Consider the following 20,563-nt stretch of genomic DNA (forward strand, 5'->3'; position numbering starts at 1 on the left):
GTGGTGCGAGCGACCGGTTTCGGTCGGCGTCCCGCGTCGGACGCCGAACATCGCGAAGCCGCAGGCCATAATTGCCGGCGAGGCGAAGCGCGAGCGTGACCGACCGAGACGGGCGGGGAGAGACGACCGGACGCCGTCCGGGAGGGGTCGCGCGCCGTCTGAGGGCGACCGGGCGCGACCGAGCGAGGGCGTTCGGGGTCGCGCTCGCCGTGCTCGTCGCGTCCGTGGTTCCGGTCCCGGCGTCGTCGGGCGGCGAGGAGAGCGCGCTCGGCGGCGCTCTCGACGCCCTGCCCGCCGAAGTCGGGCTTACCGACCCGTTCCACCTCGTCGGCTACGCGGTCCTCGCAGCGCTGCTCGTCCCGGTGGCGCGGGGACATCGGTTCGGACCGCTCCTCGCGGCCGGCGCCGCGGTCGCGTTCGGCTTCGGGATCGAACTCGTCCAGGCGCCGATCCCGTGGCGGTCCTTCGCGTGGCGCGACGCCGCGGTCAACGCGGTCGGCGCGGTCATCGGAGCGGGGATCGCGGTCGCCTGGGGGAGCGGACCGGAAGCGGCGAGCGACCGCGACGACGGGCGCTAGTGACGCCCGCGTTCAGCGTCCCGGCGGGCCGGCGCGGCCGCGGCCGCGGCGCCGGACGGTCGCCGCCACGTCGGCGTTCAGCCGCGAGCGCTCGAAGTATATGTGGTCGAACTCGCTCGACTCGTACTTCGCGTACAGGTCGAGCGGGACCTCCTCGCCGTCGTCCGCGTCCTCGACCGTCTCGGCGAGGTCGCCGTCGTCGACGCGCACCATCAGGGTCGCCTCCTCGTCGTCGAAGACGGCCTTCTCCGCGTCGAGGTGCTCGCCGTCGGACGCCCAGACGGCGACGGTGTCCTCGGCGACGGAGTCGACGTCGTCGGGCGCGTCGAACTGCGTGACCACCTTGCCGTTCCCGTCGACGGTGACCGAGGCGTCGGGGAGGTCGCGGTCGACGCGCTGCATCCGGCCCTCGACGGTCGGCGCGATCGTCTCCCGGGGTTCGAGGTAGTCGACGACCGTCGTCGCCTGTAGCTCGCCCGTCTCCTCGACCACGGGCTTGTCTTCGAGCGGATAGCCGCTGCCGCCGTTCGCGATGTAGCTGTTGACGGCCACCTCGTATGTCTCGTCGGGGTCGAGCGGCTCGCCGCCGACGTACACCTCGCGGACCAGTTCGTCGGCGTCGTCGTGGGGCACCCACTCGAAGCGCAGGCCGCTTGTCTGCTGGGAGATCTCCTCGCCGAACTGCTGTCCGGTGTCGCTCTCCAGCGTGACGACCTGGCTCTCCAGCGTCTCGACGAGCTCCTCGCCCGTGAGCTCCAGTGAGACGACCGTGTTCGGGAACGGCAACGTGTTGAAGATGTCACCGCCGGTGATCTCGCCGGGCCCGTACACCGAGTCCGAGCGGATACCGCCCGCGTTCGTGATCGCGGCGTCGGCGTCGACGCGCTCGCGCATCGCGTCGGTGATCAGGTTCCCGTAGCCCGTCTCGCGGTGGTAGTTCGCGCCGAACGTGGCGTTGAGCGGCGTCTCGGTCTCCACGACCGGCGAGTCGAGGCTCACTTCCGCGCGGTAGTCGTTAATGATGCCCGACGCGGTCGGGTCCTTCTCGACGTCCTCGGTGACCTCGATCAGCTCCCCGTCCCACGCGGTGACCTCGCCGCCCTCGATCGTCAGTTCGATCTCGCTGAGGTAGGCCGCGCGGGCCCGCGCCTCGGAGACGATCGATCCGTCGACCTCCTGGGGCGGATAGAGCTGCTCGTCGTCGCCGACGACGATCACGTCGATGTCGTCGTCCGCGTCGGCCTCCGCGAGCCCCTCGGCGTCGCCGATGCCGGTGTGCGCGAGCGCGACGACGGCGTCGACGCCCTCCTCTTCCTTGAGCCGCTTCGCCTCGGCGGGGCCGGTCTCGGTGTAGTCCTCGATGGTGATGCCCTCCGCCGCGAAGTCGATGTTCGTCTTCCCCGTCGTCGCGCCCTGGTCGGCGAGGCCGATGATCCCGACGCTGACGCCGCCGCGTTCGACGATCCGGTACGACTCCGTGCCGTCGAACGCCTCGCCCGTCTCGCTGTCGACGAGGTTCGTCGCGAGCCACGGGAACTCGGAGTCGGCCGTCACGTCCGAGATGGGGTCGAGCCCGTAGTCGAACTCGTGGTTGCCGATCACGTCGGCGTCCGGCTCGACCTCGTTGAGCACGTCCACCGGCGCGCGCCACTGCGATATCGGGCTCAGCGCGTGCGGTCCCACCTCGTCGCCGCCGCCGACCACGACGACGGGGCCGTCGGCCGCCGCCCGCCGCTGCTCGATGAGCGTCACCAGCCGCGGGAAGTTCTCGTCCTGCGCCGCCGCCGTCTGGATGTCGTTGTACGACAGGACGGTGAGCGTCGTCGCTCCCTCGCCGTCCGCGGCCGCCGCCGATCCGGAGACGAGCGACCCGCCGAGTACGATTCCACCCGCTCGCAGTACGTCACGCCGTCCGTAGTCACGGTCCCGTGACATCGAATTCTTCCACACAGAGAAGTTTATAAAATCTTTCTATGAAATGATATATATTTACCAGTTCGGCGTGTTTGAGTATTCTTCGCAAACGATTCGTCTCCGGCCGGCGGGCGCGTGGTCGACCCGCGTCGTCGGACTCGCGGCCGACCGCGACCGCGACCGCGACGACGCGACCGATCCCGACGCGGACGCGACATGGGGCTCGACGGCGCGGACGCGACATGGGACTCGACGACGAGGACGCGACGCGGCCCGCGATGACGACACCGCTTTACGCGCGCGACCGCTTTTCCCGGTAATGAGCCAGCCGAGCCCCGACGCGTACGAGCAGGGGCGCGGAATGGACGCGCACAACGCCGTGATGCGCGACATCCGCGCCGAGCGCTCGGAGACGTACGACCCGACGGAGCCGACCCGCGTGTGGATCGACGAGGACAACACGCCCGACGGCGTGGTGAACTCCCTCACGATCATCCTGAACACCGGCGGCTGCCGGTGGGCCCGCGCCGGCGGTTGTACGATGTGCGGCTACGTCGCCGAGTCGGTCGAGGGCGGCAGCGTCACCCACGAGGACCTGGTGACGCAGATCGGCGCGTGCCTCGACCACGAGGCCGAGGAGGCCGAGGAGCCGGCGGAGCTGATCAAGATCTACACCTCCGGCTCCTTCCTCGACGAGCGCGAGGTGCCGGCCGAGACCCGGCGGGCCATCGCCGAGACGTTCGTGGACCGGGACCGGATCGTCGTCGAGTCGCTGCCGGACTTCGTCGATCGAGAGAAGATCGCCGACTTCGCGGACTACGGCATCGCGACCGACGTGGCCGTCGGGTTAGAGACCGCGACTGACCGCGTCCGCCACGACTGCGTGAACAAGTACTTCGACTTCGCCGACTTCGAGGCCGCCTGTGCCGAGGCGGCCGCGGCCGACGACGAGTTCGACGCCGACGTGGGGGTCAAGGCGTACCTCCTCATGAAGCCGCCCTTCCTCGCGGAGCCCGAGGCGGCCGCCGACATGATCGACTCGATCCGGCGGTGCGCCGACGTGGACGGCTGTCACACCGTCTCGATGAACCCGACGAACGTCCAGCGCTACACGATGGTCGACGAGCTGTTCTTCGAGGGCGGCTACCGGCCGCCGTGGCTCTGGTCGGTCGCGCACGTGCTCGAAGCGACGGCCGACGTCGACGCCATCGTCGTCTCCGACCCGGTCGGTCACGGCTCCGACCGCGGCGCGCACAACTGCGGCGAGTGCGACGACCGCGTCCAGACCGCGATCAAGGACTTCGACAAGCGGCAGGACCCGAGCGTCTTCGAGCAGGTATCCTGCGAGTGCGAGGCCACGTGGGAGTACGTGATGGCCGAGGAGACGAGCTACAACATGCCCTTGGCGCGATAGCCTGCGACGGAAGCGCGGTCCGGGGCGAGGCGGACCTCCGAGGCGGGCGACGGAACGCCCCGGAACGATGATGACAGTCGCCGATCAGTTATTTTCTAATCGGTGAAATGAACGATCTATTATCTCTGAAAGTGCGTGACAGTCACGTTTTTGACTCCCGACCATACTGAACGATCAGGTCGAACAAGACCCTTATAGCTCCGGGCCCTACCGGACACCATGAACGCAGACGCCAGCGGTTCCCCGCCCTCCCGCAGGAAGTCGGTCCTGTTCTGTCCGGAGTGTCGCTTCGAGAGCCCCCTGTCGGACGGGTGGCTCGTCGTCAGCGACGGCGACGAGCGCACGATCGTCTGTCCGGAGTGCGGCCACGTCGCCGACCACCGGGCGGAGCGGGCCACGCCGACGCCGCAGCACGCGGACTGAGGGTATCGTACCGCCGACTGAACACCGTAATCGCCTCCTTTCGACCGCGATTTTCTCTCGTCAGGGTGCCCGCTCGGCGAGGACGGGAATTTCGGACAGCTTCTCCGCGTCGAGCGCGTCCCAGTCGACGCCGTCCGGCCGCGCGTACGGCGTGTCCGTCCGAACCGTCCGTTCCGGCGTCACGACGAGGTCGAGGGGAACGTCGTGGGCGTCGGGCGCCGGGAGGTCGGCGTCGGCGCCGACGGCGGACTCGGGGCCGTCGAGCACGGAGCACTCGTGAACGGTCGTCGCGACCTCCGTGTCCGCATCGGCCGCGCCGAGTTCGCGGAGGACCGCCCACTCCAGGTCGCTGTACCCCTCGCCCTTCCCGATCCGGGCGCCGTCGGTGGTGACGCCGACGGAGCCGGCGACGATCAGGTCGACGTGCGCGACGTCCTCGGGCGCGGTCGGCGTCCCGTACTCGCCGATCCCGGAGACGGTCGTCGCGTCGTCGATCTCCTCCGGCGGGATCTCGCCGGGGTCGAGCCGGAGGAACGGGTCCGGATCGCGGAGCCGGGGCTGCGCGACGTAGACGGTCTTGCCGGCGCGGAGCGCGGCTCTGCGGACCGGGAGCTGCGGCGCGTCGGGGTTGGCCTTCAGCGTCGCGGCCGCCTCCCACGCCTCGGTATCCGCGAGCCGCTCAGCCGCGGCGTCGGCGCCGGCGAAGTTCGGGATCCGGTCGTGCGGCGGGAACGGAAAGCGCGCGTGGTCGCCTGCGTCGAAGGCGTCCCACACCGCCTCGCGGACGGTCTGTTTGTTCATGCCGCAGGCAGGGGCGGGACCGACAAGTAGCCGGCGACGCGGCGGCACGGAGGGTCTCTCTCACGACGCCCACGCGGTGCGCACACGGTGTCCGCGCGACGGCGCTCACGCGACGCCGACGACGCTCGCGGCCTCGAACCGGACGCGGACGTGCGAGCGGTCCGGCGCGCGAACAGTGGCATCGATTTATATACCGGATCGCCGTGGTCGGAGGTATGATAGAGGACGGACTGTCGTACCCGGCGCGGGGCGACTGGGTCGGTCGTATCGTCATCGGCGGCGTGTTGGAGTTCCTCTCGGTGCTCGTGATTCCCACCTTCGCCGTCCTCGGATACCTCGTGCGAGTGCTCGAACGGACCGTCGCGGGCGAGGAGGAGCCGCCCGAGTTCACGGACTGGGCGGACCTCTTCGTGAAGGGCGTCGTCGCCACGCTGATCGCGATCGTGTACTCGATCGTCCCTCTGCTGGCGTACGGGGTCCTCGTCGCGGCCGTCGCGGGCGTGGGCGCCGGGATCGGCGGCGACCTCGGCGCGCTGATCGGCCTGACGGGCGCGCTCCTCGCGCTCGCGTTCATCCCAGTGCTCCTGTTCGTGTACTACGCGGTCCCCGCGGCGCTGACGGCGTACGCGGCCCGGGGCGAGGCGAGCGCGGCATTCGACGTCGGGCTCCTCACGCCGACCCTGTTCAGCGTGGAGTACCTGCTCGCGGTGCTCGTGCCGATCCTCGTCGCCGTCGGCGTGTTCGTCGTGTCCGCCGTCCTGATCGTCACCGTGGTCGGCGCGGTGCTCGTTCCGTTCGTCCAGTTCTACGGTCAGGTCGCCGTGTTCCGCATGTTCGGGACGGCGTTCGCCGACCAGAGCGACGGCATCGACGTCGGGACCGCCTCCGACGACGCCGCGATCTGATTGCGGCGAGAGCGCGGCGGGCCGGCGGCGACGACGCGTCGGAGAGACTGTCGGCCGCGCCCCGCGCCGGCCGGGGTCGTCGGCGAACCGTCCGGCGCGGCGCGCCCTCGGTGTGGCCGGGGGTCAGTCGTCGTCGGCCGGCGACCGGTCGGCGGATTCGACGGTGCGGGTCGCCGCCACGCCCTTCCGGTTCGCGTCGAACTCGGAGAGCGCGTACACGAGACCGGCGAGCGTCACCACGCCGATCGGGAGCAGCACGAGCGGCGTGATCCGCGTGGCGCCCCACACCGTCAAAAGCGTCGCGGCCACGACGAGCACCGTCGTGGCGTAGTAGATCTGGGTGCGGACGTGGTCGATGTGGTCCGCGCCGGTGAACGTCGACGAGAGGATCGTCGTGTCGGAGATGGGGGAGCAGTGGTCGCCGAAGATGGCGCCGCTGAACACGGTCCCGATCGCGACGGGAAGCAGCGCGGGCGTGGCGCCGCCGACGCTCCACGCCAGCGGGACCGCGATCGGCGTCACGATCGCCATCGTTCCCCACGAAGTGCCCGTCGAGAACGCGATGAACGCGGACGCCATCAAGACGACGACCGGGAGCAGCGTCGGCGACACGAACTCCTGAGCGATGTCGGTGACGAAGACGCCCGTGCCGAGGGCGGTGGTAACGGTGCCGATCGTCCACGCCATCACGAGGATCGTGAGCGCGGTCAGCATCATTCCGAAGCCGTCGATGACGGTCTCCATCGCCTCGTCGAGGTTCGCGATCCCGCTGGCGATGCCCATGGTGAGCGCGACGGCGACCATCATGAACGTCCCCCACAGGAGCGCGTCGACGAACGCGGCGTTGCCGGCGATCTCGAACGGCCCAGCGCCGGCCTCCGACGCGCCGAGTCCGGTGTAGAACCCGCCGCCGACCACGGTCGCCATCAGGGCGAGCGTCGGCACGAGGAAGTACCGGAGCTGCGGCGAGTCGGTCAGCACGTCGCCGAGGCTGTCCTCGGCGCTCTGCATCGGGATGGCCCCGTCGCGCAGGACCTTCCCCTCCGTCGCGGAGCGGTGCTCGGCGTCGAGCATCTCGCCGAAGTCGCGCCTCGAGAAGACGATTATCCCGACCATCACGACCGCCAGCAGGCAGTACATGTTGAACGGGACGCTCTGGAGGAACAGCGCGAAGGCGCTGGGGACCTGACCGGCGTCGACGGAGACGCCCGCCGCCTCGTAGCCGTCGCGGATCATGCTCAGCTGGTACGCGACCCAACTCGAGACGCCGAACGTCGCGACCGGCGCGGCGGTCGAGTCGATCATGTACGCGAGCTTCTCCCGAGAGATGCTCACCTCGTCGGAGATCTCCCGCATCGTGGTGCCGACGATCGCCGTGTTCGAATAGTCGTCGAAGAACCAGATCATGCCGAAGATCCACGTCGCCGCGCCGACCTTCCGTTGGCTGTCGAGCCTGGATGTCACCGCGTTCGCGAGGGCGTTCGCCCCGCCGAGCCGCCAGATGAGTGCGACGCCGGCCCCGAGGAACAGCACGATCAGCATGATCTTCGCGTTGAACGTGCTCTCGCCGATCGAGGAGACGAGCCAGTCCAGCGTCTGGACCACGCCGTGGTTCGTCGTGTAGATCGCGGCCCCGGACCAGATCCCTAAGAACAGCGAGAGGACCGGTTTCCGCGTCACCATCGCGAGCACGATCGCTAACAGCGGCGGCACGAGGGAGACGGCGCCGAACGTCTCGGCTCCCGTCATACGCCTCCCCCCGAGCGATCCCGACCTGACGAGGGGGACGAGCGGCCCACCGCAGACGACCGGAATCCTCGTCGCACGCGCTCGGAGGCGCCTGTACAGGCGTTCACCGGATTCGTCGAACCGATGCGACGGTCACGAGCCCTCGTCTGGAAAACCATGTTACACACACCCACACCGGCTCGGAGTATATATAATCTATGGTAGTTTCATATTTCTGACCGTACGTTTTCGAAATGTGGACATTCAATTCCCCTTCCGACTGTTTCGCTTCTCGAACGACGAGACGTTCGCGGGTGTGTCTCCCGAAGGAGGATTCCTCTCGGGCCGACAGCGCCCGCCCGCTCTCCGTCGCGACGCGTCAGAGACCGACGACGCGCCTTTTAACCCGCTCAGGCGCGCACCGTCGGGTATGTTCGAAGACCGGCCGGACCGCGACGTCGAGGTCGTCCTCGTTGGGCGCTCGAACGTCGGCAAGTCCACGCTGATGCGCGAGCTGACGGGCCACGACTTCTCGACCGGCGGTAAGCCGGGCGTCACCCGCCAGCCGAACCACTTCGACTGGGCCAGCGAGAGCTTCATGTTCACGGACCTCCCCGGCTTCGGGTTCATGTCCGGCGTGGAAGAGGAGCACCGCGAGCAGATCAAGACGGACATCGTCCGCTACCTGGAGGACAACGCCGATTCGATCCTCGCGGGGGTCGTCGTGATGGACGGCAAGGCCGCGGTGGACATCATCGATCGGCACGCCGAGCGCGGGAACGTCCCCCACGACGTGGAGATGTACGGCTTCCTGGAGGACGTGGGCGTCGAGCCCATCGTCGCCGTCAACAAGACCGACAAGATCGACGACCTCGACGAGCGGCTCGACGAGATCTGCGACCGGCTCGGGCTGTTCCCGCCGTGGCAGCAGTGGTCCGACCGCGTGGCGCCCATCTGCGCGAAGCGCGGCGACGTCGAGGCCTTAGAGAAGTGTCTCCGGACGCGCTTCCACGACCACAACCGCGACGACCTACTGAAGTTCGTCTCTTAAGTAATGGTGTGCTGCGGCAGGATCGGTTGCTCCGTGGGTTCGGCCGTTTATTTATAAGTGAACGTTTGCGAGTCAACGTCGGACAGCGCCACAATCCCAGTTACTTGCTTATAAGTGGCTGCTGACGGACTGACGGCGTACACCGCCAAAGCCCTAGCTGCTCGGCCGTACGTGGGTGACGCCCAATCAACGGTGGACACCGCCAAAGCCCCAGCCGCGAGGACTCGGTGCGCTCGCTGCGCTCCTCGTTCGTTCGCTCCGCTCACTCACTCCGGTGCTTACGTCACGCGCCGTCGTCCTCGCGGCTGCCCCTTTGAGTCCCACCCCGCACAGCGCCTCACACCTCCCCAGCCTCGTCAGCCGTCCTCGCTTCGCTTCGGGCGACTGACTCCCTCGCGCGTGCTCCTCGCGGCCGCCAACGGCGGCCAGTCGGAGGCACGCGCCACCGCAGAGCCATTTGTAAATAGTTGACCCAGTAACCGATTGGAGTCCCGTCGTTTCAGAACTCGAAGCCGACCACGTCGTCGCTCGGTCGGAGCGGGCTCTTCGGATACGGCGGCTCGGCGTCGGGGTCGTTGTAGGCTCGCGGCGCCACGTCGTTCGGCGCGTCGGGGTAACACAGCGCGGCGAGCGTCTGGATCGCGGTGCGGCCGCTCGCGAGTTCGAACTGCCCGCCGCCGTACAGCTGGATCCCCTCCTCCTCGCAGTAGGCGATCGTCTCGAACAGCGATTCGAGCGTGCCGAACCGCGAGGGCTTGACGTTACACCAGCCGGGCTCGACAGGGAGGGATTCGAGGCTCTCGACGCCGTCGATCGGATAGTCGAACGAGAGCCGGTCCGCCTGCGGCTGGACGAGCGCGCTCGTCGCGGGCGTGAACGCCGGGTCCTCCACGACCGCGGCCGGGAACGCCGCGAACACGTCGCGGTACAGCTCCGGGTCGGGCTCGACGTCCACCTCGGTCCCCTCGTACCAGCCCTTCAGATCGAGGACGCGCACGGCGTCGGTCTCCCGCAGCGTCTCGAAGGCCGACTCCGGCCACTCCGGCGTGGGGTCGAGCTTGAACTCCAACTCCGGGTCTCGCGCGAGCAGCGCCTCGACGCGGTCGGTCGAGGGCGGGTCGCCGAGCCGCGTTGAGACGACGAAGCGGACCGGTTCGGGGTCGACGCCGAGGCGCTCACCGAGCGACTCCCCGTGCTGTCTGAGGGCCAAGTCGAGCGCCGCGCTCTCGACCGCCCACCGACGGTAGTTGCGGGACGTCTCGTTTGCTGGCTCGTGGCCGTGGAAGAGGTCGATCTCGTCGAGTCGGTCGGACAGCGCGTCGATCGTCCACTCCCCCTCGATGTCGATCGGGTCGGTGCCGGCGAGGGCGTCGTGGTCGGCGGTCTCGTAGGTGACGTCTTCCCCCCTGCCGACGACGCCGTCGCCGGAGAGCCGGTACTCCGTCGTCGTCCGCTCGAAGCCGCTCGTCGTGTTCGCCGTGTGTCGTCGCCGCGAGACCGACTCGATCGTGACCGTCAGGTCCGCGATCCGCTCGTAGTGGCTCATACCCCCGTGGAGGTCGGCTGTCCACTTAAATCGGTGAGCGCGGGCGGGCTCGACGCTCCCCCCGCCGCGGTTACGACCCGGAGTCGCTCGCGCGGCCTCGCAGCGTCGCGATCCGAGTTCCGAGCGTCCAGAACAGCGGGATCACGGTGAGGACGACCGCGCCGGCGGCCGCGACCTGGAGGACGGTCGTCGTGAACCACGGCGCGCCGTCGGCGTACGGCAGCGAGGTGTGGGTCACCTCGCCGATCACGGGCACGAAGTAGTCCATCAGCAGGTCGATTGTGTACCACGCGGTCGCGACCGCGACCGCCTTCAGCGGGAAGTCGGTGATCCGGTGGAGGACGAACGCCTGGACCACCATCGCGAGGTGGCTGAAGAACAGGAAGGCGTACAGCGCCGGACCGTTGACCGCGAGGAACTCCGGCCAGAAGACGACGAGGACGTACGGGGTCCACAGCCCGAGCTTGACGTTCCCGAAGAACGCCAGCGCGGCGAGCGTGTCGCTCGACCGCCCGAGCGCCCACGCGCCGAGCGCGATCGCGATGAGCAGCGTCGCGCCCGGGCTGTCCGGGATGAACAGCCACATCTCGGTCGGGAGAGCGCGGAACTGGAATCGGTAGTACCAGAAGCCGAACGCGGTGCCGACGAGGTTGATGGCGACGATGACCCACGCGAACCGGAAGGCGACGTCCTCCAGTCGTTGCGGGAGCGGCGCGACCCACCGCGGAAGCGACTCGCGGTCCGGCGGGTCGCGACCGAGCACGCCGACGATGTCCATACCGCCGGCTCGGCCCGGGCGGGCAAAGTCGTGGCGGTCGCGGCGGGCGCGACCGGCGCACCCGATCGGTGTCGCGAGACCAGATCGAGCGCGGACCGAGCGCGATGCGAGCGCCCGTCAGACCCCGACCGCGACGAAAAGGGCTATGGGCGCCCGGCGGAAAGGCGGGGGTATGCGCCCGCGAACGCTGCTCGCGCTGCTCCTCGTCGTCCCCCTCGTGGACGCGCTGTTCCTGATCGTGGTCGCGACGCGGCTCGGGTGGCCGGTGACGGTCGCCTTGGTCGTGTTGACGGCCGTCCTCGGGATGCTCCTGCTCCGCGCCGAGGGGCGAGCGACCCTCGGGCGCCTCCAACGGAAGGTCGCGCAGGGGAAGCCGCCGACCGACGAACTGCTCGACGGCGGGCTGCTCATCGCCGCGGGCGCGTTCCTGCTCACGCCGGGGCTCGTCACCGACGCGGTCGGCTTCCTGCTCGCGCTCCCGCTCTCCCGGGTGCCGATCCGCGTGGCCCTGAAGAAGTACGTCGTCATCCCGTACATCGAACGCGAGACGGACGGCTTCCTCTCGGGCAACGTCTACATCGGCGGCTTCCCGAACGACGGCGACGGCGGCTTCACGATGGGCGGTAGCGGGTTTCCCGGTGACGGCCCGGACGGGTTCGACGGCGGCGACGGCCCCGATACCGACGGAAGTGTCGGGGGGAACGCTGACGCCGGCGGCGGGTCGGCGGACGACGACGTTGTCGACGTGGATTTCACCGTCGAAGAGGAGGAGCGGAAGGGAACCGACTGACGACGTGGAGGTCGTGAGGGTCCGTCAAACCGCCACACGGCGGGCGGCTCACGAAAGGAAACCCTTAAAATCCTACCCGCGCAACGGTTGGATGCGCTCACCTGGGCCAATAGCTCAGTCAGGTTGAGCGCTCGGCTGATAACCGGGAGGTCCACGGTTCAAATCCGTGTTGGCCCACCTGCTTCGCGAGCGGTCTTTGACCGCTCGGGATTGGTGGGCTGGGACTCCCCAGCCACCCAATTTCGGTCTTCTACACCCAGAGAGGCACCGGTAGCGTGTCTTATCAGGGTTGGAATTCTGCGGAGGGGTATCGCATCCACGGCCTCCGAGTGCCGACCGATACCGCGATCGGCCCCCGCGATCAATCATTTGTACACCGCCCGTGAGAGAGGGGTATGGAGCAGCTGACGTGTTACGACTGCGGGGAGACGTATCCGTTCGGAGACGTGACCCGGTGTCGCTGCGGCGAGCCGCTCTGGTTCGAGACCGACGCGGCGGCGTTCGACTGGCCAGACGCGAGCGACGGTTCGCTCGGTCGAGACGCGCTCTGGCGATACGAGTCCGTCCTCCCCGCGACGACGCCGACCGGGCTCGCCGCCGCCGCGGGCGGGACGCCGCTGTTCCGTGCGCCGTCGATCGAATCGACGGACGGCCCTCGGGTCCACCTCAAGGTGGAGGGCGTCAATCCGACGGGGAGCTTCAAGGACCGCGGAACGGCCGTCGGTATCAGTCGTGTCGACGGACCGGTCGGAACGGTCTCGCACGGCAACATGGCGTTGAGCGTCGCCGCCCACGCCGCCGCGGCGGACCGGGAGGCGGTCATCCTCGTGGCCGAGGACACCCCGGACTCCCGGCTCGCGATGATCGCCCAACACGACCCGCACCTGTTCCGGGTCCACGGGGAGTACGGGCGGCTCTACCACGACACCCTCGAACACGACCTCGGCGCCGCGTTTCTCAACTCGGACGCCCCGCTCCGGGTGGCCGGACAGAAGACGGTCGCGTACGAGATCTGCGAGGCGTTCGCCCCCGACGCACCCGACGCGATCGTCTTACCGGTCAGCAGCGGCGGGCAGGCGAGCGGGGTCTGGAAGGCGCTCAGGGAACTGGACGCGGCGGGGCTTCTCACGGCGACGCCGCGGATCTACCTCGCGCAGACCGCACGTTGCGACCCGATCGCGCAGGCGTACCGTCGCGGGGCGTCGCGCGTCGAGCCGGTCACGGGCGAGCCGACGGCGGCCGTCTCGATCAACAACGCAGACCCGCCGAGCGGAAACCGGGCGCTGGCCGCCGTCGCGGAGACGGACGGCGGCGTCGTCTCCGTCCCCGAGGAGGCGATGCTCGCCGAAACGGACCGCCTCGCGGCCGACGCCGGCGTCTCGGTCGAGCCGTCTTGCGCCGTGGCCACGGCCGCCGTGCGGGACCTCGCCGCGGCCGGCGAGTTCGGTCCCGACGACGACGTCGCCGTGATACTGACCGGGTCGGGGTACAAGTACGGGGAGACCGAGCCCGACACCTCGTCGGTTCGGGAGGTCGACCGATCGGACGTCCCGGGCGCGGTCCGCGACGCGGTGTCATAACCCGTCGGGCGCCGGCCTCACTCCGTTGCCGCCGCCTCGTCGGTGGGTTCGGCGAGGCTCCCGCCGGCCCCGATCAAGCGGTCAAGGAGCAGCGCTCGGTCGTGGTGACCGCGGCGTCGACGAGGGGAGCCCGCGTCGGGAGTGCCGGAAGCTTACGATCGGTCGAAGGGAACGGATTCGGGAGCGACGATCGGAAGACGGGTGACACGCGCGGGCCGTGTGCGGGGAGTGAGAGCGGCAGCGGCGAGGCGGACCCACGCCGTGTATCCCGCGAAATCCCGGAACGAACCCGACCATAGGCGTTTACACGCAGCTCTCCGTCGGCGGGGCATGAATCCGTTCGACGACGGCGGCGTCTGCGAAAGTGGCTACGGGTTCCGCGTGCCCGACCGGACCGACCCCGGTGTCGCCCGGTGTCGCGAGTTCGGCACCCGCGAACTGGCGCCCATCTGACCGCTCGACGGGGGGCACGGCGGCGCTGAGGGCCACTACGCTTATGCGAACCGAGTGAGTCGGTACCAACGATCATGAAGAAGCTGATCAACGACCCGGACGACGTCGTCGACGAGATGCTGGACGGCATGACGGCGACGTATCCCGACCGCCTGCGACGCCTGCCGGACACGCAGGTGCTCGTCCGCGACGATGGGCCGATCGACGGGAAGGTAGCGCTGGTGACGGGGGGCGGCAGCGGCCACGAGCCGACCCATGCGGGGTACGTCGGCGACGGAATGCTGGACGGCGCGGCCGCGGGCGACGTGTTCTCCTCGCCGACCGCGGACGAGTTCGAGGAATTGATCGGCGCCTGCGACGCGGGCGACGGCGTCCTCGCGATCATCAAGAACTACGAGGGCGACGTGATGAACTTCGAGACCGCCATCGAGCTCGCGGAGATGGAGGGGATCGAGGTCGAGAGCGTCGTGGTGAACGACGACGTGGCAGTCGAGGACTCGCTGTACACCTCCGGGCGTCGCGGCGTCTGCGGAACGATCCTCGTCCACAAGGCCGCCGGCGCGAAGGCCGCGGAGGGCGCCGACCTGAGCGAGGTCAAGCGCGTCGCCGAGAAGGTGGTCGACAACGTCGGCACGATGGGCACCGCGCTCACCTCGTGTGTCACCCCGGAGAAGGGCGAGCCCACCTTCGATCTCGGCGACGACGAGATCGAACTCGGCATCGGGATCCACGGCGAGCCGGGCACGGAGCGCACGGACGTGATGTCGGCCGACGAGATCACCGAGCACCTGACCGAGGCGGTCCTCGACGACCTCGGCCTCGACGAGGGACAGGAGGTGCTCACGGTCGTCAACGGGATGGGCGCCACCCCGCAGATGGAGCTGTTCGTCGTCAACCGACGCCTCCAGGAGCTGCTCGGGGAGCACGGGCTGGAGACCTACGACGCGTGGGTCGGCGACTACATGACCTCGCTGGACATGGCTGGCGCGTCGATCACGGTGTGCGCGGTCGACGCCGAACTGAAGGAGCTGTTCGACGCGCCGGCCGACACCCCGGCGCTGACGGTGAAATGAGCGACGACGGGGCGGCGGTCGTCGCGGCCGTCGAGGCCGTCGCCGAGCGCATCGAGGCCGAGCGCGACCACCTCACGCAGCTGGACTCCGCGATCGGCGACGCCGACCACGGCGGGAACATGGCGCGCGGCTGGGCCCGGGCGGCCGACGCCGCGCGCGACCTCGACGACCCGGACGCCGAGACCGTCGCGAAGACGGTCGGCAAGACGCTGATGGCCGAGGTCGGCGGCGCCTCGGGTCCGCTGTTCGGCGGGTCGCTCGTGTTCGCGGCGGGCGAACTCGACGGGGGTATCAGCCACGAGACGGCGGTGGCGTTCGCCGAGACGTACTTGGAGAAGGTCGAGGACCGCGGCGACGCGCGCGTCGGCGACCAGACGATGGTGGACGCGCTGACGCCCGCGGTCCACACGTTCAAGAAGTCGATCGAGGCCGACGACCTGCCGCCGATCGAGGCGCTCGCGAAGGCGGTCGACGCCGCCGAGCGCGGCGTCGCGTTCACCGTTCCGATCCGGGCGCGGAAGGGGCGCGCCTCCTACCTCGGCTGGCGCTCGGTCGGGCACCAGGACCCGGGGGCGACCAGCACCTTGTTCATCCTCGAAGAGCTGCTCGCGGTCGCCGCCGACCGGCTCGGCGTCGACGCCCCGGAGCCCGACGCCGCCTCGCCGACGATCCCGGACGAGGACCCCGACGACGCGGGGGTCTCGGAGGGCGACTGATGGTCGGGATCGTCGTCGTCTCGCACAGCGAGAGCGCCGCCGAGGGGATCGCCGAGATCGCCGCCGAGATGGCTGGCGACACCCGGATCGAACCGGTCGGCGGCGACGGGAAGGGCGGGATCGGCACCGTCCCCGACGCGATCGAAACGGCGATCGACGCCGCGGCCGGTTCCGAGGACGGGAGCGACGCGGTCGGGGGCGAGGAAGACGGAGGCGACGCGGACGGCGTCGTCGTCCTCGTCGACCTGGGCAGCGCGGTGATGAACGCGGACGTCGCGGTCGAGATGAGCGACGCGGAGGCCGTCATCGCGGACGCGCCCGTCCTCGAAGGCGCCGTCAACGCGGCGGTCGCGGCGACCGACCCCTCGGCCACGGTCGAGTCCGTGCGCGAGCAGGCGGAGTCCGCCCGGGACATCGAGAAGCTGTAGGGGCGGATCCGGCCCGTTTTTCCGAGTCGGCTACGCGTCGCGCTCGCCGAGCCCGAGCGCGTCCAGCACCTCGCCGCGCGTCTCGCAGGCGAGCGCCTCGTTCGCGAGGGACGCCGCGGCGTCGGCGTCGACCTCGCGGACGCGCGCCTTCACCTCGGGCACCGTCACGGCGCTCATGCTGAGCTCGTCGAAGCCGAGCCCGACGAGGAGTTCCGTCAGCGCCGGGTCGCCGGCCATCTCGCCGCACATCCCGACCCAGGCGTCGCTCCCCTCCGCGGCCGCCGTCGTGCGGTCGAGCGCGCGCAGCACCGCCGGGTGGAGCGGGTCGTGGTGCTCGGCGACGGCGTCGTTGCCGCGGTCGGCCGCCATCACGTACTGCGCGAGGTCGTTCGTCCCGACGCTCAGGAAGTCGAGCCGGTCGGCGAGCGCGTCCGCGAGGAACGCCGCCGCGGGCGTCTCGATCATCGCACCCAGTTCGGGGACCACATGGGCGACGCCCTCGTCGGCGAGGTCGGCCGCGACCGACTCGACGGCGTCGACCGCGCGCTCGACCTCCTCGACGCGCGTGACGAGCGGGAACATGACGGCGAGCCCGTCGCCGTCCTCGGTCGCCGCGGCGCGGAGCAGCGCGCGGAGCTGCGTCTCGAAGAGGTCCGCGTGCTCGTCGAGCGACAGCCGGACCCCGCGCCGCCCGAGGAACGGGTTCGGCTCGTCGGGGAGGTCGAGGTACGGGACCGGCTTGTCGCCGCCCACGTCGAGCGTCCGGACGACGACGCGGTCGTCGGGGAACGCCGACAGCGCGGCCGTCACGGCCTCGTACTGCTCGTCCTCGGTCGGGGGCGCCTCGCGGTCGACGAAGAGGAACTCGGTCCGGAACAGTCCGACCCCGTCCGCGCCGCGCCCGGCGGCCGGCGCCAGTTCGACTTCGCCGCCCACGTTCGCGGCGACCGCAATCGGCCGGCCGTCGGCGGTCGCGACGCGTTCGGGGATCGCGTCCGGACCGGACTCCCGCACCGCGTCGCGGCGGGCCTCGTCGGGATCGACGACGACCTCGCCGGCCTCGCCGTCGACGAGGACCGTCTCCCCGTCGTTGATCGATTCGAGCGTCTCGCCGACGCCGACGACCGCGGGGACCGCGAGCGACCGCGCGATGATCGCGGCGTGGGAGGTACGACCCCCCTCGACGGTCGCGACCCCGGCGACCGCCTCGGGGTCGAGCGCTGCGGTGTCGCTCGGCGTGAGCCGCTCCGCGAGCAGGACCGTCCCGTCGGGGAGGGCCGCGAGGTCCGCGGCGGCGGTCGACACCCCGCCGTCTCCGGCGAGGAGCGCGCGGAGCAACCGATCGCGGACGTCGCGCAGGTCGTCGGCGCGCTCCGCCATCCGCCCCTCCATGCCCTCGAACTGCGCGACGGCCTCGTCGAGCCGGTCCGCGACGGCGTGTTCCGCGGGCGTTCCCTCGCGGATCGCGGCCTCGACGTCCTCGATTATCGTCGGGTCGTCGAGGAACCCCTCGTGGGCCTCGAACACCGCGGCCTCCTCCTCGCCGACGCGCTCGGCCGCCCGGTCCCGGGCGTCGCGTAGGGCCTCTCGCACGGCGTCCCGCGCCGCCTCGTACCGGTCTAGTTCGGCGTCGGCGTCGACGGACGCCGGGTCGGGGCGGTCCGGGAGCGTCAGGTCGGCCTCGGGACGGTACCAGCGCGTCGTCCCGACCCCCGCACGCGGCGTGCTGCCGACGCCGGCGAGCGTCCTCACGGCGCGTCCTCCGCGTCGCCGCCGTCGGTCCCCGACTCGTCCGCCTCCTCAACCGGACTCGTGAGCAGGTCGCAGACGGCGTCGAGTGCGGCCTCGGCGTCGGGCCCCTCGGCGACCACGCAGACCGACTCGCCGTGCCCGACGTTCAGCCCGCTGACGGAGAGCATGCTGTCGGCGCGGACGAGGCCTCCGTCGCCGTCGTCGGCGCGACCGATCGACACGTCGGCGTCGAATCGGTTCGCCGTCTGTACCAGCTTCGAGGCGGGTCGCGCGTGGAGGCCGGCCTCTGGTTCGACCGTGACGGTCCGTTCCATGCGGTCCGGTTGGGCCCCGGTGGGTAATAGCTGATCGGGGCGGCGGGCGGGCCGGCGGCGCAGGGCGACTACGGCGCCGCCTGCTTCGTCGAGACCAGTTCGATCACGTCGCGGTGGGAGAGCTCGCGGTCGGTCCCGACCTGTCGGCCGCTCCGGCAGTCGGTGCCGTGGAGGAGCCCCTCGCCGATGTCCGAGTGGATGTGGTACGCGAAGTCCTCCGTCGTGGAGCCCTCGGGGAGGATGAAGCAGTCGCGGAAGACCCCCTTCTCGTCTTTGCTCCCGTTGGCGGAGCCGGGGAAGACCGCGATACAGCCCAGCACGTCGAAGACGGCGGCTTCGAGCGCGCCCTGGACGCCCGTGCCGTCGTACTCGCCGACGAACTCGCCGATCCGATCGAGGCCGGCCGCCTGCTCGCCGGAGACGTCGCCGACGATCTCGAACTCGTCCGCGCCGGGCGTGTAGTCGACGACGCCCGCCTCGTCGGCGTTCTTCAGCGCCTTCTCGGCGTGAGCGCTCGCGGGGACGAAGGACAGGTGGTCGTAGTCGGGGTCCGACGTGATCTCCTCCCAGTTCGCCTGCGCCTCGGGGGTGTCCATCTTGTTGGCCGCGATCACCATCGGCTTCGTCCGCTTGCGGATCTCGCGGGCCAGTTCGACCTTGTCCGTCTCGTCCCACGTCTCGGGGTCGAGTTCGAGCCCCTGCGCGAGGATGGTCCGCTTCATCCGGTCTTTGTCCGTCCCGAACGCGGACATCTGCTCGGCCAGCTCCTCCTCGACGGCGGCGTCGGCGCCCTGGTACCGCGTCTCGTACTTCTCGAGGCCCTTCTCTAGCACGTCGAGGTACCACGCGTCCAACTCCTCCTCCAGGAAGTCGATGTCCTCGCGGGGGTCGTGGCCCTCCGTCGCCTCGCCCTCGATGTCGGTCTTCCCCGAGAAGTCGACGACGTGGATCAGCACGTCGGTCTCGTTGAGGTCGGTGAGGAACTGGTTGCCGAGCCCGCGCCCCTCGTGGGCGCCCGGGACGAGCCCGGCCACGTCGACGAGCTTCACCGGGACGAACCGCGTCCCCTCGCGGCAGACGCCGACGCTCGGCGTACACGTCTCGTCGAACTCAGGGGCGGCGCAGTCGACGCGGACGTACGCCTCGCCGACGGTCGGGTCGATGGTGGTGAACGGGTACGCCCCCTCCGGCACGTCGTTCATGGTCGCGGCGTTGAAGAACGTCGACTTCCCCACCGAGGGCTTGCCGACGAGACCGATCCGGTAACTCATTACCGCCAGTCCGCGATCCGCGGTAAAAAGCGATGCGAGACGCGCCGTGGCGTGGGACTCGATGACGAGGGACCGCGGCGTGCGAACGGTGACGAGGGAGCGAGAAAGCGGCCCTCGTCAGGCGTCGCCGTCGGACTGGCCCGGCTCCCCGAGCGCCTCGATGGGGAGGACGTTCTGGAGCGCGGCGTGCGCGTCGTCGGCGCTCTCGAACGTCTCCTGATCGACGTGGGCGAGGAGGTCGCCGAGGTCGGCGTCGCCGTCGGCGAACAACACCGTGGTGCCGGCGAACGCCTCGGCGAGCGCGTCTCGATCGGCGGGGTACGCGTGATCTTCGAGCGTCGGTTCGAGCCGGGAGAGGGTGATCTCGTCGGACATACCGTCCCCTCGACGGGACGGAGCATAAACGCGCGCCCCGTCGCGGCCGGGGCGGGGCGACGGCGAGAAACCGGCAAGAACCGCAAAAGGTTATCCGTCGTCGGCGATATGAGTCATGTGAACATGCCCCTATACGACCGGATCCTGGTCCCGACCGACGGCTCCTCGGAGGGGGAGCTGGCGGTGTGCCACGCGCTCGACCTCGCCGCGGTCCACGGGGCCTCGGTCCGCGCCATCTACGTGGTCGACACCGCGCGGTACGCCGGGATGCCGATGGAGACGACATGGGAGGGCGTCGGCGACCTGCTGTACGACGACGGGGAGGCGGCGCTCGAAACGGTCCGCGAACTGGCCGCCGACCGCGACGTGGACGTGGAGACGGTCGTCGTCGAGGGGTCGCCCAGCCGCGAGGTCATCACCCACGCCGAGGAGGCGGGCTGCGACCTCGTCGTGATGGGCACTCACGGCCGCGGCGGCATCGACCGACTGCTCCTCGGCAGCGTCGCGGAGAAGGTCGTGCGGGGCTCGTCAATTCCGGTGTTGACGGTCCGGATCGGCGACGGGGAGGAGCCGCCGAGCGCCGCCGAGTCGGCGACGGCGGGCGAGACGGCCGGGACCGACGCCGAGGGGGCGGTCTCGGACGCGACGGAGACCGGATAGGGAGGAGGCTCGC

21 protein-coding genes and 1 tRNA gene are annotated in these 20,563 nt (G+C 70.2%); 13 read left to right on the top strand and 9 right to left on the bottom strand.

Translation table 11 applies throughout. The features are described 5' to 3' along the window. Positions 1 to 95 precede the first annotated feature (95 nt). On the top strand, positions 96 to 578 hold the full coding sequence (locus EXE48_RS11025) for a VanZ family protein (protein ID WP_137705352.1): 483 nt from the start codon (positions 96 to 98) through the stop codon (positions 576 to 578). 12 nt (positions 579 to 590) lie between these two features. On the opposite strand, the gene EXE48_RS11030 is transcribed toward EXE48_RS11025, so the two are convergent. Then, positions 591 to 2,513 carry a bifunctional metallophosphatase/5'-nucleotidase gene (locus EXE48_RS11030; RefSeq protein WP_137711415.1) on the bottom strand — a complete coding sequence of 641 codons (1,923 nt, stop codon included), beginning with the start codon at positions 2,511 to 2,513 and terminating at the stop codon, positions 591 to 593. A 298-nt stretch (positions 2,514 to 2,811) separates the two neighbouring features. Here EXE48_RS11030 and EXE48_RS11035 point away from each other — a divergent pair, with 298 nt between their 5' ends. Next, complete coding sequence (locus EXE48_RS11035; protein ID WP_137711416.1) at positions 2,812 to 3,906, top strand: archaeosine biosynthesis radical SAM protein RaSEA; 1,095 nt, start codon at positions 2,812 to 2,814, stop codon at positions 3,904 to 3,906. A gap of 219 nt (positions 3,907 to 4,125) precedes the next feature. Next, positions 4,126 to 4,329, top strand: a complete 204-nt coding sequence (locus EXE48_RS11040; RefSeq protein WP_137705355.1) for a DUF8106 domain-containing protein — start codon at positions 4,126 to 4,128, stop codon at positions 4,327 to 4,329. A gap of 60 nt (positions 4,330 to 4,389) precedes the next feature. Here the strand turns inward: EXE48_RS11040 and EXE48_RS11045 are convergent, their stop codons facing one another. Continuing rightward, positions 4,390 to 5,130, bottom strand: a complete 741-nt coding sequence (locus EXE48_RS11045) for a 5-formyltetrahydrofolate cyclo-ligase (protein WP_053771421.1) — start codon at positions 5,128 to 5,130, stop codon at positions 4,390 to 4,392. A gap of 215 nt (positions 5,131 to 5,345) precedes the next feature. Between EXE48_RS11045 and EXE48_RS11050 the strand changes: the two genes are divergently transcribed. After that, positions 5,346 to 6,035 carry a DUF4013 domain-containing protein gene (locus EXE48_RS11050; RefSeq protein WP_137711417.1) on the top strand — a complete coding sequence of 230 codons (690 nt, stop codon included), beginning with the start codon at positions 5,346 to 5,348 and terminating at the stop codon, positions 6,033 to 6,035. Between the two features lie 123 nt (positions 6,036 to 6,158). Here the strand turns inward: EXE48_RS11050 and EXE48_RS11055 are convergent, their stop codons facing one another. Next, a complete protein-coding gene (locus EXE48_RS11055; RefSeq protein ID WP_121599546.1) occupies positions 6,159 to 7,784 on the bottom strand; it encodes a Na+/H+ antiporter NhaC family protein in 1,626 nt (541 codons plus the stop codon). A 409-nt stretch (positions 7,785 to 8,193) separates the two neighbouring features. Here EXE48_RS11055 and engB point away from each other — a divergent pair, with 409 nt between their 5' ends. Then, positions 8,194 to 8,814 carry a GTP-binding protein EngB gene (gene engB, locus EXE48_RS11060; protein WP_137711418.1) on the top strand — a complete coding sequence of 207 codons (621 nt, stop codon included), beginning with the start codon at positions 8,194 to 8,196 and terminating at the stop codon, positions 8,812 to 8,814. Between the two features lie 499 nt (positions 8,815 to 9,313). On the opposite strand, the gene EXE48_RS11065 is transcribed toward engB, so the two are convergent. Beyond that, positions 9,314 to 10,360: an enolase gene (locus EXE48_RS11065; protein WP_053771425.1), complete on the bottom strand. Its 1,047-nt coding sequence runs from the start codon at positions 10,358 to 10,360 to the stop codon at positions 9,314 to 9,316. A gap of 70 nt (positions 10,361 to 10,430) precedes the next feature. Continuing rightward, complete coding sequence (locus tag EXE48_RS11070) at positions 10,431 to 11,138, bottom strand: DUF1405 domain-containing protein (protein WP_137711419.1); 708 nt, start codon at positions 11,136 to 11,138, stop codon at positions 10,431 to 10,433. Between the two features lie 172 nt (positions 11,139 to 11,310). On the opposite strand from EXE48_RS11070, the gene EXE48_RS11075 reads away from it, so the two are divergent. The 7 genes from EXE48_RS11075 (at position 11,311) to EXE48_RS11100 (ending at position 16,178) form a co-directional block, all read left to right on the top strand. Next, positions 11,311 to 11,928: an FxsA family protein gene (locus EXE48_RS11075; RefSeq protein ID WP_137711420.1), complete on the top strand. Its 618-nt coding sequence runs from the start codon at positions 11,311 to 11,313 to the stop codon at positions 11,926 to 11,928. Between the two features lie 103 nt (positions 11,929 to 12,031). Then, positions 12,032 to 12,105, top strand: a tRNA-Ile gene (locus EXE48_RS11080). A 218-nt stretch (positions 12,106 to 12,323) separates the two neighbouring features. Then, positions 12,324 to 13,508, top strand: a complete 1,185-nt coding sequence (locus tag EXE48_RS11085; protein ID WP_137711421.1) for a threonine synthase — start codon at positions 12,324 to 12,326, stop codon at positions 13,506 to 13,508. A gap of 330 nt (positions 13,509 to 13,838) precedes the next feature. Further along, on the top strand, positions 13,839 to 13,961 hold the full coding sequence (locus EXE48_RS19270; protein ID WP_255510294.1) for a hypothetical protein: 123 nt from the start codon (positions 13,839 to 13,841) through the stop codon (positions 13,959 to 13,961). Between the two features lie 74 nt (positions 13,962 to 14,035). Continuing rightward, complete coding sequence (gene dhaK, locus EXE48_RS11090; protein WP_137711422.1) at positions 14,036 to 15,034, top strand: dihydroxyacetone kinase subunit DhaK; 999 nt, start codon at positions 14,036 to 14,038, stop codon at positions 15,032 to 15,034. Further along, positions 15,031 to 15,750 carry a dihydroxyacetone kinase subunit DhaL gene (gene dhaL / locus EXE48_RS11095; RefSeq protein WP_053771430.1) on the top strand — a complete coding sequence of 240 codons (720 nt, stop codon included), beginning with the start codon at positions 15,031 to 15,033 and terminating at the stop codon, positions 15,748 to 15,750. Before dhaK ends, dhaL begins: the two co-directional genes overlap by 4 nt. Then, on the top strand, positions 15,750 to 16,178 hold the full coding sequence (locus EXE48_RS11100; RefSeq protein WP_137711423.1) for a PTS-dependent dihydroxyacetone kinase phosphotransferase subunit DhaM: 429 nt from the start codon (positions 15,750 to 15,752) through the stop codon (positions 16,176 to 16,178). Before dhaL ends, EXE48_RS11100 begins: the two co-directional genes overlap by 1 nt. A 30-nt stretch (positions 16,179 to 16,208) precedes the next feature. Here EXE48_RS11100 and ptsP read toward each other — a convergent pair whose 3' ends face one another. From ptsP to EXE48_RS11120, 4 genes are all read right to left on the bottom strand, one after another. Further along, positions 16,209 to 17,930 (bottom strand): phosphoenolpyruvate--protein phosphotransferase, encoded by a 1,722-nt coding sequence (ptsP, locus tag EXE48_RS11105; RefSeq protein WP_137711424.1) that lies wholly within the window; start codon positions 17,928 to 17,930, stop codon positions 16,209 to 16,211. Continuing rightward, complete coding sequence (locus tag EXE48_RS11110; RefSeq protein WP_053771433.1) at positions 17,927 to 18,244, bottom strand: HPr family phosphocarrier protein; 318 nt, start codon at positions 18,242 to 18,244, stop codon at positions 17,927 to 17,929. The genes ptsP and EXE48_RS11110 overlap by 4 nt, the downstream gene beginning before the upstream one ends. A gap of 68 nt (positions 18,245 to 18,312) precedes the next feature. After that, positions 18,313 to 19,515: a redox-regulated ATPase YchF gene (locus tag EXE48_RS11115; RefSeq protein WP_053771434.1), complete on the bottom strand. Its 1,203-nt coding sequence runs from the start codon at positions 19,513 to 19,515 to the stop codon at positions 18,313 to 18,315. Positions 19,516 to 19,632: 117 nt separating this feature from the next. Beyond that, positions 19,633 to 19,890: a DUF5789 family protein gene (locus EXE48_RS11120; protein ID WP_053771435.1), complete on the bottom strand. Its 258-nt coding sequence runs from the start codon at positions 19,888 to 19,890 to the stop codon at positions 19,633 to 19,635. A 123-nt stretch (positions 19,891 to 20,013) separates the two neighbouring features. On the opposite strand from EXE48_RS11120, the gene EXE48_RS11125 reads away from it, so the two are divergent. Then, on the top strand, positions 20,014 to 20,550 hold the full coding sequence (locus EXE48_RS11125; RefSeq protein ID WP_121599560.1) for a universal stress protein: 537 nt from the start codon (positions 20,014 to 20,016) through the stop codon (positions 20,548 to 20,550). Positions 20,551 to 20,563: the final 13 nt, after the last annotated feature.

It is taken from the genome of Halorubrum sp. ASP1, assembly GCF_005435135.1.
Classification (GTDB): Archaea; Halobacteriota; Halobacteria; order Halobacteriales; family Haloferacaceae; genus Halorubrum; species Halorubrum tropicale.